This is a genomic window from Phyllobacterium sp. 22229 (assembly GCF_052056495.1).
Lineage (GTDB): Bacteria > Pseudomonadota > Alphaproteobacteria > Rhizobiales > Rhizobiaceae > Phyllobacterium > Phyllobacterium myrsinacearum.
Genome location: NZ_JBQEPA010000028.1, coordinates 1 through 14,769, shown reverse-complemented (window position 1 = coordinate 14,769; position 14,769 = coordinate 1). Strand labels below are relative to the sequence as shown.

Here is a 14,769-nt window from a genome sequence, read left to right as displayed (position 1 = left end):
TTTTTAGGGGGAACAGGGCGGGATATGCTGCCAAACGCTTGCGGGGCGACGGCATCGAGCCTATAGGGGGGACTTGATATGACATCAAAAACGCTCCCCCTCCTGTTTCCCCACCGCCATTTGCTTGGCATCAAGAACCTTTCCCCCGAGGACATCAATATTCTTCTCGACCTTGCCGACAGCGAGATCGCGGTTTCGCGCCAGTCGGAGAAGAAAAAGAGTGTCCTGCGGGGGCGCACGCAGATCAATCTGTTCTTCGAGGCGTCGACCCGGACACAGTCATCCTTCGAGCTGGCCGGAAAACGGCTTGGCGCCGACGTGATGAACATGTCGGTCGGCAACTCCTCGGTGAAAAAGGGCGAAACGCTGATCGATACCGCCATGACGCTGAATGCGATGCGGCCGGACATCCTGATCATCCGGCACGGCTCCGCCGGTGCCGCCGCGCTGCTGGCGCAGAAGGTGGGCTGCTCGGTGGTCAATGCCGGCGACGGTGCGCATGAACACCCCACGCAGGCCCTGCTCGATGCGCTGACGATCCGGCGCGCCAAGGGCAAGGTTGCGCGGCTGATCGTGGCGATCTGCGGCGACGTGCTGCATTCACGCGTGGCCCGTTCCAACATTCTCCTGCTCAATGCCCTCGGGGCACGGGTGCGGGTGATCGCCCCGTCCACGCTCCTGCCCGCCGGGATCAGCCAGATGGGAGTCGAGGTCTTCAACTCGATGGAAGAAGGCCTGAAGGACGCCGACGTGGTGATGATGCTGCGCCTGCAGCGTGAGCGCATGGCGGGTGCCTTCGTGCCGTCGGTGCGCGAATATTTCCACTATCACGGGCTTGATCGCGAAAAGCTCAGGCATGCCAAGCCCGACGCGCTGGTCATGCACCCCGGCCCGATGAACCGCGGCGTCGAAATCGCCTCGGATGTGGCCGACGGCTCGCAGAGCGTCATTCAGGAACAGGTTGAAATGGGCGTTGCCGTGCGCATGGCGGTGATGGAAGCGCTGCTTGACCCGCGCCGCAACGCGGAAGGAGTAGCGGGATGAGCACGACCGTTCTGCACAATGCCCGGATCGTCGATCCATCCCGCGGTCTCGACGAGACCGGAACGATTATCGTCAAGGACGGCATCATCGCTGCCAGCGGTGCCGATGCCCGCAACCAGGGTACGCCCGAAGGCGCGACGGTTATCGACTGCACGGGAAAAACCGTGCTGCCGGGCCTCGTCGATGCCCGCGTCTTCATCGGCGAACCTGGCGCCGAACACCGCGAAACCATCGCCTCGGCCAGCCATGCGGCTGCGGCCGGCGGCGTGACCTCCCTCATCATGATGCCGGATACCGATCCGGTGATCGACAATGTGGCGCTGGTCGAATTCGTCCGGCGCACGGCGCGCGACACGGCCGTGGTCAATGTCTATCCGGCGGCAGCGGTCACCAAGGGCCTGCAGGGCGAGGAAATGACCGAGATCGGCCTGCTGCGCGCGGCAGGCGCCGTGGCGATCACGGAAGGGCGCCATTCCATCGCCGACACGCAGCTCTTACGCCGCGCCCTCACCTATGCCAGGGATTTCGGCGTTGTCCTGGCGCATGAGACGCAGGACCCCTATCTCGGCATATCGGGCGTGATGAATGAAGGCCTCTATGCCAGCTGGCTCGGCCTTTCCGGCACGCCGCGCGAAGCGGAAGTCATTCCGCTTGAACGCGACCTGCGCCTTGCCGCACTGACCAAGGGCACCTATCACGCCGCGCAAATCTCGACGGCCATGTCCGCCGAGGTGGTGGCGCGGGCCAAGCAGAACGGCGTCGATGCCACCGCCGCCGTCTCCATCAATCATCTTTCGCTCAACGAGAATGACATCGGCGAATTCCGCACCTTCTTCCGCCTGCAGCCGCCGCTGCGGCTTGAGGAAGACCGGCTGGCCATGGTGGAAGCGCTGCGCAACGGCACCATCGACATCATCGTCTCGTCGCACGATCCGCAGGACGTCGACACCAAGCGCCTGCCCTTCGCCGATGCGGCGGCCGGAGCCATCGGCCTGGAAACCCTGCTCGGCGCCGCCCTGCGGCTCTATCACAATGGCGACGTGCCGCTGATGCGGGTGGTCGAAGCGCTTTCCAGCGGCCCCGCCAAAATTTTCGGCCTCGACGCGGGCACGCTCAAGCCGGGCGCGCGGGCGGATATGACCATAGTCGATCTTGACGAGCCATGGATTGTGAAGGAAGAACAGCTGCGGTCGCGCTCCAAGAACAGCTGCTTTGAAAGCGCCCGTTTCCAGGGCCGCGTTCTGCAGACATTTGTGGCAGGCAAGTCGGTTTTCACGATCTGAAAATAGAACCGGGGAAAAGAGCATGTCGGATTTCATCAATGGGCAGGCAGGATATCTTTTCGCCGCACTGGTTCTGGGCTATCTGCTCGGCTCCATTCCGTTCGGGCTGATCCTGACACGGCTGGCGGGCCTCGGCGACGTGCGCAGCATCGGCTCCGGCAATATCGGCGCGACCAACGTGCTGCGCACCGGCAGCAAGAAGCTGGCCGCGGCAACGCTACTGCTCGACATGTTCAAGGGAACCGCTGCCGTGCTCATCGCCGGCGCCATCAGCCCGCAGGCGGCCATTATCGCCGGTCTCGGCGCCTTTCTCGGGCATATTTTTCCGGTCTGGCTCCAATTCAAGGGCGGCAAGGGCGTTGCCACCTATCTCGGCGTCCTGCTTGGCCTTGTCTGGCAGGTTGCCCTGATCTTCGCCGCCATCTGGCTGATCATTGCCTACACCACCCGCTATTCCTCCCTGTCGGCGCTGATTGCGGCGGTTGCCACCCCGGTCATTCTTTATGTCATGGGCTACCACGCCATCGCCCTGCTCTTCCTCGTCCTGACCGTCATCGTCTTCATCAAGCATCGCGCCAATATCGAGCGCCTTCTTGCCGGAACCGAAGGCAAGATCGGGTCCAAGGGGTGACGGAGGATCAGAAAGGCATCCGCCTTTCTGACAGCCAGCGACTGAGCTGGCTCCGGCTGATCCGCAGTGAAAATGTCGGCCCGGTCACCTTCCGCCACCTGATCGCCCGCTACGGCTCGGCATCGGCTGCCTTGGAGATGCTGCCCGAACTGGTGCGCCGCGGCGGCGGCCGCCGTCCCATCCGGATTGCCAGCCTCGATGAGGCTCGGCGCGAAATGGCCATGGCCGCGCGCATGGGGGCGGTCTTCACCGGCATCGGCGAACCCGACTATCCCCGCTATCTGCGCCACGCCGATAATCCGCCCCCGCTCGTGGCGATCAAGGGCGACCCGGCAGTGTTCCGTCTTCCGGCAGTCGCCATCGTCGGCGCGCGCAATGCCTCGCTGATCGGGATCAAGCTGACGCGCATCATGGCGCGGGAGTTGGGACAGGCGGGTTATGCGGTCATTTCCGGGCTTGCCCGCGGCATCGACAAGGCGGCACATGAGGCAAGCCTCGACAGCGGCACCGTTGCCGTCATGGCCGGCGGCCTCGACAAGCCCTATCCGCCCGACAATCTCGACCTCTTTGCCGCCATCCCCGCGAGCGGCGGCGCCGTGATCAGCGAAATGCCGTTCGGCTGGGAGCCGCGTGCCCGGGATTTTCCACGCCGCAACAGGATCATCGCAGCGCTTTCCCTCGGCCTGCTGGTGGTCGAGGCAGCTGAGCGCTCCGGCTCGCTGATCAGCGCGCGCTTTGCCGGGGAACTCGGCCGCCTGGTTTTCGCCGTCCCCGGTTCGCCGCTCGATCCGCGCGCCAAGGGCACCAATGCTCTTTTGAAGACCGGCGCCATCCTCGTCACCGAAACCGCCGATATCCTCGCGGCCATCGGGCCGCTCCTCGACCGGCCTCCCCCTGACGATACGGCGTTTTTCGCACCGGACTCCGCATTTCCGCCGATTCCGCCGCCCAATGAGACAGACCGCGACCGGGTCATCACCCTTTTGGGTCCAACCCCGGCCGATATCGATGAACTGATCAGGATGAGCGGAATTCATCCGGCGGCCATATCGCTTATTCTGCTCGAATTGGATCTGGCCGGCCGGCTGCAGCGTCACTCAGGTGGAAGTGTTTCGCTTCTTTAGAGGAGAGACAGTGTTTGTCTCTTTTGCAAGAAGATCATTGCTCTCGATATAAGCAATCTCGATGAGATAGGCCAGCATGTCCAGGTCATTCAACTTGGCCATGCTCCGCAATTCTCCCAGCATTTGCTGAATATATCTTATGTTTTCTGTTCGACTGAACTTGTTCTCACCCATGACTTCGTCCTTAAATACGCATTTATACAGAAATAAATAAAGTTATATTATACAGGTCTTTAATCCGGTGGATTTCACAGTTTGCCAGTCCGAACCTCCACAAAAACAATCAAATAGTGATTCGCTTTCTTAAAAAAGGCAGGACTCGCTGCCTTTCTCAATAAAGCACTTGAGACGTATGGATAATATCATTAATTGCAATATTTCAAATAGCAACTTTAAGTTGCATTTAACGATTTTTCACGCACAGGCCTTGACGTTCCGACCAAGCCTGTTCATTTCACAGACCTGTTTCGAAGTGAAAACTGTGCTTTTGTAATGTGACAAGAGCAGGAAAGCCCAAGTCAATAATGAACGTTGTCGTCGTCGAATCGCCCGCCAAGGCTAAAACAATCAACAAATATCTGGGTTCAGGCTATACGGTTCTGGCCTCGTTCGGCCATGTCCGTGATCTGCCTGCCAAGGATGGGTCCGTTCGCCCGGACGAAGATTTTGCCATGTCGTGGGAAGTCGACGGGGCATCGGCCAAACGTCTCGGCGACATCGTCAAGGCCCTGAAGGACAGTGACGGCCTCATTCTGGCAACTGATCCGGATCGCGAGGGTGAAGCAATCTCCTGGCACGTCCTGGAAGTGCTGCGGCAGAAGAAAGCCATCGGCACCAAGCCGGTCAAGCGCGTGGTGTTCAATGCGATCACCAAGGGCGCGGTGCTCGACGCCATGGCCAATCCGCGCGACATCGACATGCCGCTGGTGGATGCCTATCTCGCCCGGCGTGCGCTCGACTATCTCTTCGGCTTCACCCTGTCGCCGGTGCTCTGGCGCAAACTGCCCGGCGCCCGCTCGGCCGGCCGCGTGCAATCGGTCGCCCTGCGGCTGGTCGCCGACCGCGAAGCGGAAATCGAACGCTTTGTGCGCGAGGAATACTGGAACATTGCCGCGCTCTTGAAGACGCCGCGCAATGACGGCTTCGAAGCCCGGCTGATCTCCGTCGAGGGCAAGAAGCTCGCCAAGCTCGATATCAAGAACGCCGAACAGGCCGGTGCGCTGCGCACCATGCTGGAGGGCGCGAGCTTCAAGGCGGCATCCGTCGAAGCCAAGCCGACCAAGCGCAACCCCGGACCGCCCTTCACCACCTCCACCCTGCAGCAGGCGGCATCCGGCCAGCTTGGCTTCTCGGCCTCGCGCACCATGCAGATCGCCCAGCGCCTGTATGAAGGCATGGACCTTGGCGGCGAAACCGCCGGTCTGATCACCTATATGCGTACGGACGGCGTGCAGATGGCGCCCGAAGCGGTTCAGGCCGCGCGCCAGACCATCGGCAAGGTGTTCGGCGAAAAATATGTGCCGGAGAAGCCGCGCTTCTATTCGACCAAGGCGAAAAACGCCCAGGAAGCGCACGAGGCCATCCGCCCGACCGATTTCAACCGCCACCCGAAGGATGTGCGCCAGTTCCTCGATGCCGACCAGGCACGGCTCTATGAGCTGATCTGGAAGCGCGCCATCGCCAGCCAGATGCAGTCGGCCGATATCGAACGGACTGTCGTGGACATTGACGCACAGAACGGCTCCAGTTTCGCGCAGCTGCGCGCCAATGGTTCCGTGGTGAAATTCGATGGCTTCCTCGGTGCCTATGTGGATCACCGCGAGGAAGAGGATGTCGATGAGGACGGCGCCCGCCTGCCCGAAATCCGTGCCGGCGAGGCCCTCGCCCGCGAAAAGATCAACGCGACGCAGCATTCGACCGAACCGCCGCCGCGCTATTCCGAAGCCACGCTGATCAAGCGGATGGAAGAGCTCGGCATCGGCCGCCCCTCGACCTATGCGGCGACCCTCGCCACCCTGCGCGATCGCGAATATATCACCATCGAAAAGCGCAAGCTCATTCCCGAAGCCAAGGGCCGTCTGGTCATTGCGTTCCTTGAGAGCTTTTTCCAGCGCTATGTCGAGTATGATTTCACCGCGGACCTCGAAGAAAAGCTCGACGAGATTTCCGACGGCAAGCTGCGCTGGAAGGATGTCCTGCGCGACTTCTGGACCGATTTCTTCGGTTCGGTCGACGGCATCAAGGAACTGCGCGTCACCAATGTTCTCGATGCGCTGAACGACCAGCTCGGCCCGCTCGTCTTCCCGCCGCGCGAAGATGGCAGCGATCCGCGTATCTGCCAGGTCTGCGGAACCGGCAATCTCTCGCTGAAGCTCGGTAAGTACGGCGCGTTCGTCGGCTGTTCGAACTATCCGGAATGCAAGTTCACCCGCCAGCTCGGCGGCAGTGAAGGCTCCGGCGAAAACGGCAATGGCGACGAGCCGAAACTGCTCGGCAAGGATCCCTATACGGACGAAGACGTCAGCGTGCGCAACGGCCGCTACGGCCCCTATGTGCAGCGCGGCGACGGCAAGGAAGCCAAGCGCGCCAGCCTGCCGAAGGGCTGGACCATCGACGCCATGGACCATGAAAAGGCGCTGGCGCTGTTGTCCCTGCCACGGGATGTGGGCCAGCATCCTGAATCCGCCAAGATGATCTCAGCCGGTATCGGCCGTTACGGTCCCTACCTCTCGCATGACGGCACCTATGCCAATCTGGAAAGCGCGGAGGACGTGTTCTCCATCGGCCTCAACCGCGCTGTCACCGTACTGGCGGAAAAACTGGCCAAGGGCCCGGGCCGCGGACGCGGCACACCGGCGGCGCTGAAAGAGCTGGGCGAGCACCCCGATGGCGGGCCGATCACCGTGCGTGACGGCAAATATGGTCCCTATGTCAATTGGGGCAAGGTCAACGCGACCCTGCCGAAGGGCAAGGACCCGGCAAGCGTCACGGTTGAGGAAGCCCTGCTCCTGATCACCGAGAAGGCCGGGGCCAAGGGCACCAAGAAAGCCCCTGCCCGCAAGGCTGCGGCGAAAAAGCCCGCCGCCAAGAAACCAGCCGCCAAAAAGGCGGCAGCGAAAAAAGCAAGTTAAGGACCCAAGAATTGGCACGCCGTATCTCTCCACCCAAAGGAAAAAAGCGGCCTGCCAGTTCCGCAGACAGCGGTCGCGAGCCCTATCTGCCGGGCCGCGAGGAAATTCTCCAGTTCATCAAGGAGAATCCGGACCGTGCGGGCAAGCGCGATATCGCCAAAGCCTTCAACCTCAAGGGCGATGCCCGCATCGGCCTGAAAGACATTCTGCGCGATCTGGCCGATGACGGCCTCGTGGAAAAGCGGGCAAAGCGCCTTGCCGTTCCCGGCAGCCTGCCGAGCGTTGCCGTCCTCGATATCACCGGACGCGACGGCGATGGCGGCCTGATTGCCAAGCCGGCCGAATGGCCCGCCGATCACGAGGACCGGCCACCCACGGTTTTCATCCGCGCTTCGCGCAACCAGAAGGGCCCGACGCCCGGCGTCGGCGACCGCGTTCTCGCCCGCATTTTTCAGGGCGCTGACCCGAGCGGTCCGGCCTATACGGCCCGCGTCATCAAGCGCATCGAACACCGCAAGGATGCGGTGCTGGGCGTTTTGCGCCATCTCGACAATGGCGAATGGCGGATCGAGCCGGTGGAGCGGCGGCAGGCCGAGCTTTCCGTCGATCCCGCCCAGCTGAACAATGCCAAGGCGAACGACCTCGTCGAAGTCGAAGTGACCAAGATCGGCCGCTACGGGCTGGCGCTTGCCCGGATCAGCCAGATCATCGGCTCCGTCGCCAGTGAGCGGGCGCTATCGATGATCGCCATCCACGAGCATGAAATCCCGCACGTGTTTCCCGACAGCGTCATTGCCGAAGCGGAAAAGGCCAAGCCCGCCACCATCGCGCACCGGGAAGACTGGCGGCAGGTGCCGCTTGTCACCATCGATCCCGCCGACGCCAAGGATCACGACGACGCCGTTTACGCCGAAGCGGACACGGACGAAAAGAATCCCGGCGGCTTCATCGCCACCGTCGCCATCGCCGATGTCGCCGCCTACATCACGCCGGGTTCGGCGCTGGACCGGGAAGCATTGAAGCGCGGCAATTCGGTCTATTTTCCCGACCGCGTCGTTCCCATGCTGCCCGAGCGCATTTCCAACGATCTGTGCTCGCTGAAGGAACTGGTCGACCGCCCCGCCCTTGCCGTGCGCATGGTTTTCGGCGCGGACGGGCGCAAGATTTCGCACACATTCCACCGCATCATGATGCGCTCGCATGCGCGCCTGTCCTATCCGCAGGCGCAGGCCGCCATTGACGGCGCGACCGACGAGAAGACGGCGCCCATTCTCGACAGCATCCTGAAGCCGCTCTGGGCGGCCTATGCCGTGCTCAAGCGCGGGCGCGATTCGCGCGAACCGCTGGAACTCGACCTGCCGGAGAAGAAAATCCTGCTGACGCCGGAAGGCAAGGTCGACAAGGTGGTGATTCCGCCGCGGCTCGATGCGCACAAGCTCATCGAAGAATTCATGATCCAGGCCAATGTCGCCGCCGCCGAAACACTGGAGCGCAAGCGCCAGCCGCTGATCTTCCGCATTCATGATGCGCCCTCGCTGGCCAAGCAGGAAGTTTTGCGCGAGTTTCTGCGCACGCTGGATATTTCGCTGGCGCGCGGCGCCGAACTGCGTCCGAACCAGTTCAACCACATTCTCAAGCGCGTCGAAGGCAGCGAACAACAGGAGCTGGTCAACCAGGTCGTCCTGCGCTCGCAGTCGCAGGCGGAATACAACCCGGAGAATATTGGCCATTTCGGCCTCAACCTGCAGAAATATGCGCATTTCACCTCGCCGATCCGCCGCTATGCCGATTTGATCGTGCACCGGGCGCTGATCGCAGCGCTGGCACTCGGGCCCGATGGCATCACCCACAAGGAAGAGGAAGACCTGCCGGAGATCGCCGCGCTGATTTCCACGTCGGAACGGCGCGCCATGGCGGCCGAACGCGACACGGTCGACCGGCTGATCGCCCATCACCTCGCCGGACAGGTCGGCAGCAGTTTCCAGGGGCGGATTTCCGGCGTGACCAAGGCCGGGCTGTTCGTTGCCCTTGCGACATATGGTGCCGATGGCTTTATTCCCATTTCAACCCTCGGCGATGATTACTATCTTTATGACGAAACCAACCATGCCCTGTCGGGCGAAAGAAGCGGCAAGGGTTTTCGGCTGGGCGATATCGTCGATGTGCGCCTGATCGAGGCCCTGCCGGTGGCGGGTGCACTGCGGTTCGAAATGCTGACCGAACCGCATGCCGTTCCAAGCGGCGTGCGCTCGCATCACAAGGCCAAGCGCTTTGCGCGCGGAAGTCAGAAGCGTCCGGGCGGGTTCTCCCGCGGCGGGCGAAGAGGTAAGGGATGACGGAACAGATTTTTGGTGCGGATACGGCCCCGGCAAGACCCGTCCGCCCGGTCGGTCAGGCCATGTGGCGCGGCTTTCGCAGCCGCTGCCCGCATTGCGGCGAAGGCAAACTGTTCCGCGCCTTCGTCAAATCGGTCGACCGCTGCGCGGTCTGCGGCGAGGACTATACCCACCAGCAAGCCGATGATTTTCCTGCTTATATAACCATCACAATTGTAGGCCATATTGTGCTGGGCGGATTCCTCGCGGTGGAAACGCTCGTCCTGCTTTCAAGCTGGGTGCATCTGGCAATCTGGGCACCCCTCACGGTTGCCATGTCCATCGCCCTGCTCCAACCGATAAAGGGCGCGATCATTGGATTGCAATGGGCCAATTACATGCATGGTTTCGGCGGCGAAACCGATGAGCTGGAACCGCCGGAACGGTGATACGATGCCATTGAGCGACCTCGACAAATCCGCGCCTGCCAAAGCCGCCGCCAATGCCCGCCTGCGGCCGCGCGACGCCGCATCGCTGCTGCTCGTTGACCGCACCGGCAAGGAACTGCGCATTCTCATGGGCCGGCGCCACATGCGCCATGTCTTCATGCCGGGGAAATTCGTGTTTCCGGGCGGGCGCACCGAACGCGCCGATGGCCGCATTGCCGCCTTTGGCGAGCTGACGCCCTCCGACGAAAACAATCTTTTGAAGGGCATGGGCACGCGCCCCAGCGCCCAGCGCTGCCGCGCCCTCGCCCTTTCCGCCATTCGCGAAACCTATGAAGAAGCCGGGCTGTTCCTCGGCCGGCGCGCACCCGCCGCCATCGGCCATCCCGACTGGGCGGCCTTTGACCAGCGCGGCATCCTGCCCGACCTTTCGGCCATGCGCTATTTCGCCCGCGCCACCACGCCCCCCGGCGGCTCGCGCCGCTTCGACACGCGCTTCTTCATGGCCTTCCGCGAGGCGGTGGCCGACAGCCTGCCGGAAGGCACCGGACCGTCGCTCGAACTCGAGGAGCTGTGCTGGCTGCCCTTCCATGACGCCCTGAAGCTCGATATTCCGACGATCACCCGCGCCATCATCCAGGAGGCGCAGCTGGTCCTCGGCGCCAATCCCGAGCTGTCGCCCGGCCACAGCGTTGTTCAATACCGCATGACATACGGGCGTTTCGTCCGAGAGGTCTTCTAGCTCATGGATGCAATGCAGAAGACGTCCGACCAGATCGTGGTCCGGTCATCCTGGCGCGCCCTCGTTGCGGCCATCGCAACGATCAGCGCCGTCGGTGTCGCCATCGGCCTCGGCATTCCGCTTCTGAGCGTCATCCTGGAAAATCGCGGCCATTCCGCCACGATGATCGGCCTCAATGCGGCGGTGGCCGGCATTGCCTCCATCGTTGCCGCGCCCTTCGCCGCCTCCATCGCCGCCCGGCTCGGCGTGGTGCCGACCCTGCTGCTGATGCTTTTGATCGGCGCCTGCTCCTTCTTCGGCTTCTATGTCTTCAGCGATTTCTGGGTGTGGGTGGTGCTGCGCGTCTTCCTGCATTTCGCCCTGACCATGCTGTTCATCCTGTCGGAATACTGGATCAACACCGCCGCGCCGCCGGAAAAGCGCGGGCTGGTGCTCGGCGTCTATGCCACGGTGCTGTCCATGGGCTTTGCGCTCGGACCCTGGCTGTTTTCGCGCATCGGCAGCACCGGCATCACGCCGTTTGCCGTCGGCTTCGGCATCATCATCTTCGCCATGCTGCCGGTCCTTCTTGCCTGGAAGGAAAGCCCCGACTTTCACGAGGAAGAACATGTGCCCTTCGCGCCCTTCATCTGGGCGGTGCCGACGGCAACGGCCGCCGTCTTCGTGTTCGGCGCGGTGGAAACCGGCGGCTTCGCGCTGTTTCCGGTCTATGGTTCGCGCATCGGCTACAGCGAGGCCGATGCCGCCCTGCTCCTGACCACGATCGGCCTCGGCAATGTGCTGATGCAGATCCCGATCGGCCTGCTCAGCGACCATGTGCGCGACCGCCGCAAGATCCTGCTCACCTGCGCGCTGGTCGGGCTTGCCGGCATGTGCATCCTGCCCTTCATCACCGCCAACTGGTATCTGGTGGCGGGCCTGTTCTTCATCTGGGGCGGCGTGGTGGCCGGGCTCTACACGGTGGGCCTTGCGCATCTCGGCTCGCAGCTCACGGGGCGCGAACTCGCCTCGGCCAATGCGGCATTCGTGTTCTGCTATGCCGTCGGCATGCTGGTCGGCCCGCAGGCACTCGGGCTTGGCATGGATGCGATGGGCCCCGGCGGATTTGCCGTGTCATTGGCGGTATTCTTCGCCGGTTACGCGCTTCTGGTCGGTTCCCGGCTGATACGGCGCAGGAATTAGCGGGCGAATCCCGGCCTCTGCGCAGGGAATGGTCCGGAGAGACACCCCAAGATAAAACCCTCCTGTTGCTTTTATCGATGCGCGAAAAATCGCCGGATTTTCCACAGCCGCGGCTTTTTCCGCGCTGCACACACCGCCTGCGCCTCTCTTTCCAGCACAACCCTCAATCGCAGCCGGTTCAGCCGCGCATTGTGGCCGCCGATGCCTGCTATCTGCGATAGAATTTATATACCGGGCACAACCCTGAACATGTAATTCTATGGATTTTCTGCCACAGCAAGGCCAAAACGACGCGCTTTTTGCCATGTTTGTCTTGAACGCTGTGCCGTTCTGTGACTCTATTGACCGATATTGCCTATGATTTCGATTCGTCTTTTTGACGGCATTTTTGATTTTGACTGATAGTGATATTGGGAACCATATTTCATGTCTTTTCACGCCACAGCTGCGGGTTTTTCCGCGCGTCCTAACACCCTTTCCACCTTCCGTAACCACCTTCTGTGCAGCGTCTGCGCCGCCTTGCTGGTGATGGGTTCCGGCGCCGTGGCGCAGGCCGAGGACCCAGCGCCGCCCGCCGAGGCGAAGGCTATAACTGTCAAAAATGATGAAGAAAAGGAATTCGGGGCAGACAAGATCTTAGGCGATATCACGGTGAACGGTGCGGTGATAGTCAGAGGGCAGATGAGGAACGGTACTGTTGACAGTGAGGGAAACGGTGCGCCCGCTGGGATGTTAAATCTCTCAGGTAGCCGTGCCAAGGCAACCGGAACGATTGTTGTTGGTCCCGCCGATCAGGCAGTTTTAGCTGTTGATTTCGGTGCAACGGTCAATGAAGTCATCGTGAACGGCACGCAGTCGAAGACCGGCGACCAGGAGCGCAGGGGTGGCAGGGCAAACGTCCTCGGTGTGGGAAGCCGAATCGACAAGAGCACCGTTAACCTGGGCGGCTTGATGATGGTCTACGATCAGGCCACAGCAGGCACGGTCACCGTCAACTCGCGCGGCAAGCTGGAGGTCAAGGCCAAGAGCAAGGTGGAGGAGGTCACCGTCAATGGCGAAAAGGCGTGGAATTCATTAACCGGTTTAGGCGGCATCGGCGGCTTCGCTGATGTCTACGGCGCGGGAAGCAAGATTGATAAGGGCACGGTCAATCTGGGCGGCTGGATGAAGGTCAGGGATCAAGCAACGGCAGGCACCATCACCGTCAACTCGGGTGGCTGGCTGGATGTCAAGGACGGTGGCACGGCCGAAGAGGTCACCCTCAATGGCGAAAAGGAGATGGACTTTGACGGCATCGGCGGCTTCGCTGATGTCTACGGCGCGGGAAGCAAGATTGATAAGGGCACGGTCAATCTGGGCGGCTACATGAAGGTCAGGGATCAAGCAACGGTAGGCACAATCACCCTCAATAATGGCGGCTGGCTGGCTGTCTACGATAGAGGCACGGCGAAGGAGGTTACACTCAACGGCGAAAAGGCATGGGACGCAAGCGGGAAAGGCGGCGTCGGCAGCTTCGCTGAGGTCTTCGGCGTGGGAAGCCGAATCGATAAGGGCACCATCAATCTGGGCGGCAGGATGATTGTCCATGACGATGCCTCGGCAGGCACGGTCACCGTCAACAAGGGCGGCAAGCTGGAGGTCTTGGCGAAAGGCCGCGCCGACAACGTCCTGGTGCATGGAGGTTATGCGTCCACCGCGGGCGATATCGGCACCGCCACCATCGGCAAGGATGGCAAGCTGGATGTCAAGGCTGGCGGCAAGGCAGGCACTGTCAATCTGGATGGCGGCTTTGCCGACGTCTATGACAGAGGCGAAATCACCGGCAAGAGCACGGTCAGCGATGGCGGTGAATTGGTTGTCAATATCGGCGGCCGGGCGGGTGATATCACGCTGACCGGCGGTGATTCAGCCGGCCATGACAGCTATGCAGTTGTCAACGGAATCGCGGGGGACATCACGCTCGGTGCAAACAGCACTCTCAACGGTTTCGGCACTGTCGACAATGTGTGGGTGCATGCGGGCGGCGGGGTCGCTCCCGGCACAGCTCAGTACAAGTTTGCCGCGCTCACCACAACAGGCGATGTCACTTTCGACAAGGGCAGCATCTATTCCGTGCAGATCGCCAATGACGGTTTGCGCGCCAACAGGCTGGAGGTGCAGGGACAGGCAAATCTCCACGGCGGTACCGTCAAGGTGCAGGCGGAAGACTTTGCCGGAAAGGACAGCCAGGGCGCGGCTACCCCACAGCCCCTGAGCAAAGAGCAGAGCGAAGGCTTGCTCTCGAAGCACTTTATCATCCTGACGGCCGAAAAAGGCGTCATCGGGCGGTTCGATGAGATTAAGCCCGATTACAACTACATCACGCCGACGCTTGCCTATACCGACAAGACCGTCAGCCTCGGTTTTGATTTGACTGAAACGGCCAAGACCGAACAGAAAGAAAAGAAACAGAAACTTGCCACTGAACTGCAGCAGCAGAAGCAGGCAGAGGTTGACCGCCTGAAGGCCGAGCAGGCAAAGGTGACAGCCAGTGCCAGGGCCTCCGACGAAAAGGCTCAGCAGCTTGCCGACACGTTGAAGCAGACGCAGGCAGCATTTGACAGCCTGAAGGTCGAGTATGCAAAGGTGACAGCCGGTGCCAGGGCCTCCGGCGAAAAGGCTCAGCAGCTTGCCGCCGGACTGCAGCAGATGCAGGCAGAGGTTGATCGCCTGAAGGCCGAGCAGGCAAAGGTGGCCGCTGATACGACTGCCGCAGAGGCGAAAGCGCAGCAGCTCGCCGCCGATGAGGCCAAGGCGCAGGCCGAGGCCGACCGCCTGAACAGGCAGCTGCATGAGGAGCAGATCAAGAACATCGTTCTTGTCGATGCGGTC

The 14,769-nt window shown here is 61.8% G+C and carries 11 protein-coding genes; 10 read left to right on the top strand and 1 reads right to left on the bottom strand.

The window, feature by feature from the left end:
* Positions 1–78 precede the first annotated feature (78 nt).
* From ACTJJ7_RS24955 to dprA, 4 genes are read left to right on the top strand one after another with little or no spacing between them, the layout of a single operon-like run.
* On the top strand, positions 79–1,044 hold the full coding sequence (locus ACTJJ7_RS24955; protein ID WP_105733022.1) for an aspartate carbamoyltransferase catalytic subunit: 966 nt from the start codon (positions 79–81) through the stop codon (positions 1,042–1,044).
* On the top strand, positions 1,041–2,327 hold the full coding sequence (locus ACTJJ7_RS24950) for a dihydroorotase (RefSeq protein ID WP_440969171.1): 1,287 nt from the start codon (positions 1,041–1,043) through the stop codon (positions 2,325–2,327). The genes ACTJJ7_RS24955 and ACTJJ7_RS24950 overlap by 4 nt, the downstream gene beginning before the upstream one ends.
* 22 nt (positions 2,328–2,349) lie before the next feature.
* Entirely contained in the window at positions 2,350–2,958 is a 609-nt protein-coding gene (gene plsY, locus ACTJJ7_RS24945; protein ID WP_440969170.1) for a glycerol-3-phosphate 1-O-acyltransferase PlsY, read from the top strand.
* On the top strand, positions 2,955–4,082 hold the full coding sequence (gene dprA / locus ACTJJ7_RS24940; RefSeq protein WP_105733025.1) for a DNA-processing protein DprA: 1,128 nt from the start codon (positions 2,955–2,957) through the stop codon (positions 4,080–4,082). The genes plsY and dprA overlap by 4 nt, the downstream gene beginning before the upstream one ends.
* Here dprA and ACTJJ7_RS24935 read toward each other — a convergent pair.
* On the bottom strand, positions 4,056–4,256 hold the full coding sequence (locus tag ACTJJ7_RS24935; RefSeq protein WP_105733026.1) for a hypothetical protein: 201 nt from the start codon (positions 4,254–4,256) through the stop codon (positions 4,056–4,058). The two genes, dprA and ACTJJ7_RS24935, sit on opposite strands and share 27 nt — an antisense overlap.
* A 350-nt stretch (positions 4,257–4,606) precedes the next feature.
* Here ACTJJ7_RS24935 and topA point away from each other — a divergent pair, with 350 nt between their 5' ends.
* From topA to ACTJJ7_RS24905, 6 genes are all read left to right on the top strand, one after another.
* Positions 4,607–7,213, top strand: a complete 2,607-nt coding sequence (topA, locus tag ACTJJ7_RS24930) for a type I DNA topoisomerase (protein WP_130269194.1) — start codon at positions 4,607–4,609, stop codon at positions 7,211–7,213.
* Positions 7,214–7,224: 11 nt separating this feature from the next.
* The gene (rnr, locus tag ACTJJ7_RS24925) at positions 7,225–9,549 is read left to right on the top strand and encodes a ribonuclease R (RefSeq protein ID WP_440969169.1); all 2,325 of its coding nucleotides are present in this window, start codon (positions 7,225–7,227) and stop codon (positions 9,547–9,549) included.
* Complete coding sequence (locus ACTJJ7_RS24920) at positions 9,546–9,977, top strand: DUF983 domain-containing protein (protein WP_105733028.1); 432 nt, start codon at positions 9,546–9,548, stop codon at positions 9,975–9,977. Before rnr ends, ACTJJ7_RS24920 begins: the two co-directional genes overlap by 4 nt.
* 4 nt (positions 9,978–9,981) lie before the next feature.
* Positions 9,982–10,716, top strand: coding sequence for an NUDIX hydrolase (locus tag ACTJJ7_RS24915; protein ID WP_440969168.1), 735 nt, complete (start codon positions 9,982–9,984; stop codon positions 10,714–10,716).
* A 3-nt stretch (positions 10,717–10,719) separates the two neighbouring features.
* Complete coding sequence (locus tag ACTJJ7_RS24910) at positions 10,720–11,898, top strand: MFS transporter (RefSeq protein ID WP_105733029.1); 1,179 nt, start codon at positions 10,720–10,722, stop codon at positions 11,896–11,898.
* Between the two features lie 729 nt (positions 11,899–12,627).
* Positions 12,628–14,769 (top strand): hypothetical protein (locus ACTJJ7_RS24905; protein WP_440969167.1); only part of this gene is annotated, 2,142 nt, incomplete at its 3' end.

Excerpts from the sequence above, each read along its gene's own strand:
- ACTJJ7_RS24955 (WP_105733022.1), top strand. The coding sequence starts at position 79 with ATGACATCAAAAACGCTCCCCCTCCTGTTTCCCCACCGCCATTTGCTT.
- ACTJJ7_RS24950 (WP_440969171.1), top strand. The coding sequence starts at position 1,041 with ATGAGCACGACCGTTCTGCACAATGCCCGGATCGTCGATCCATCCCGC.
- plsY (WP_440969170.1), top strand. The coding sequence starts at position 2,350 with ATGTCGGATTTCATCAATGGGCAGGCAGGATATCTTTTCGCCGCACTG.
- ACTJJ7_RS24935 (WP_105733026.1), bottom strand. The coding sequence starts at position 4,256 with ATGGGTGAGAACAAGTTCAGTCGAACAGAAAACATAAGATATATTCAG.
- topA (WP_130269194.1), top strand. The coding sequence starts at position 4,607 with ATGAACGTTGTCGTCGTCGAATCGCCCGCCAAGGCTAAAACAATCAAC.
- ACTJJ7_RS24920 (WP_105733028.1), top strand. The coding sequence starts at position 9,546 with ATGACGGAACAGATTTTTGGTGCGGATACGGCCCCGGCAAGACCCGTC.
- ACTJJ7_RS24915 (WP_440969168.1), top strand. The coding sequence starts at position 9,982 with ATGCCATTGAGCGACCTCGACAAATCCGCGCCTGCCAAAGCCGCCGCC.
- ACTJJ7_RS24910 (WP_105733029.1), top strand. The coding sequence starts at position 10,720 with ATGGATGCAATGCAGAAGACGTCCGACCAGATCGTGGTCCGGTCATCC.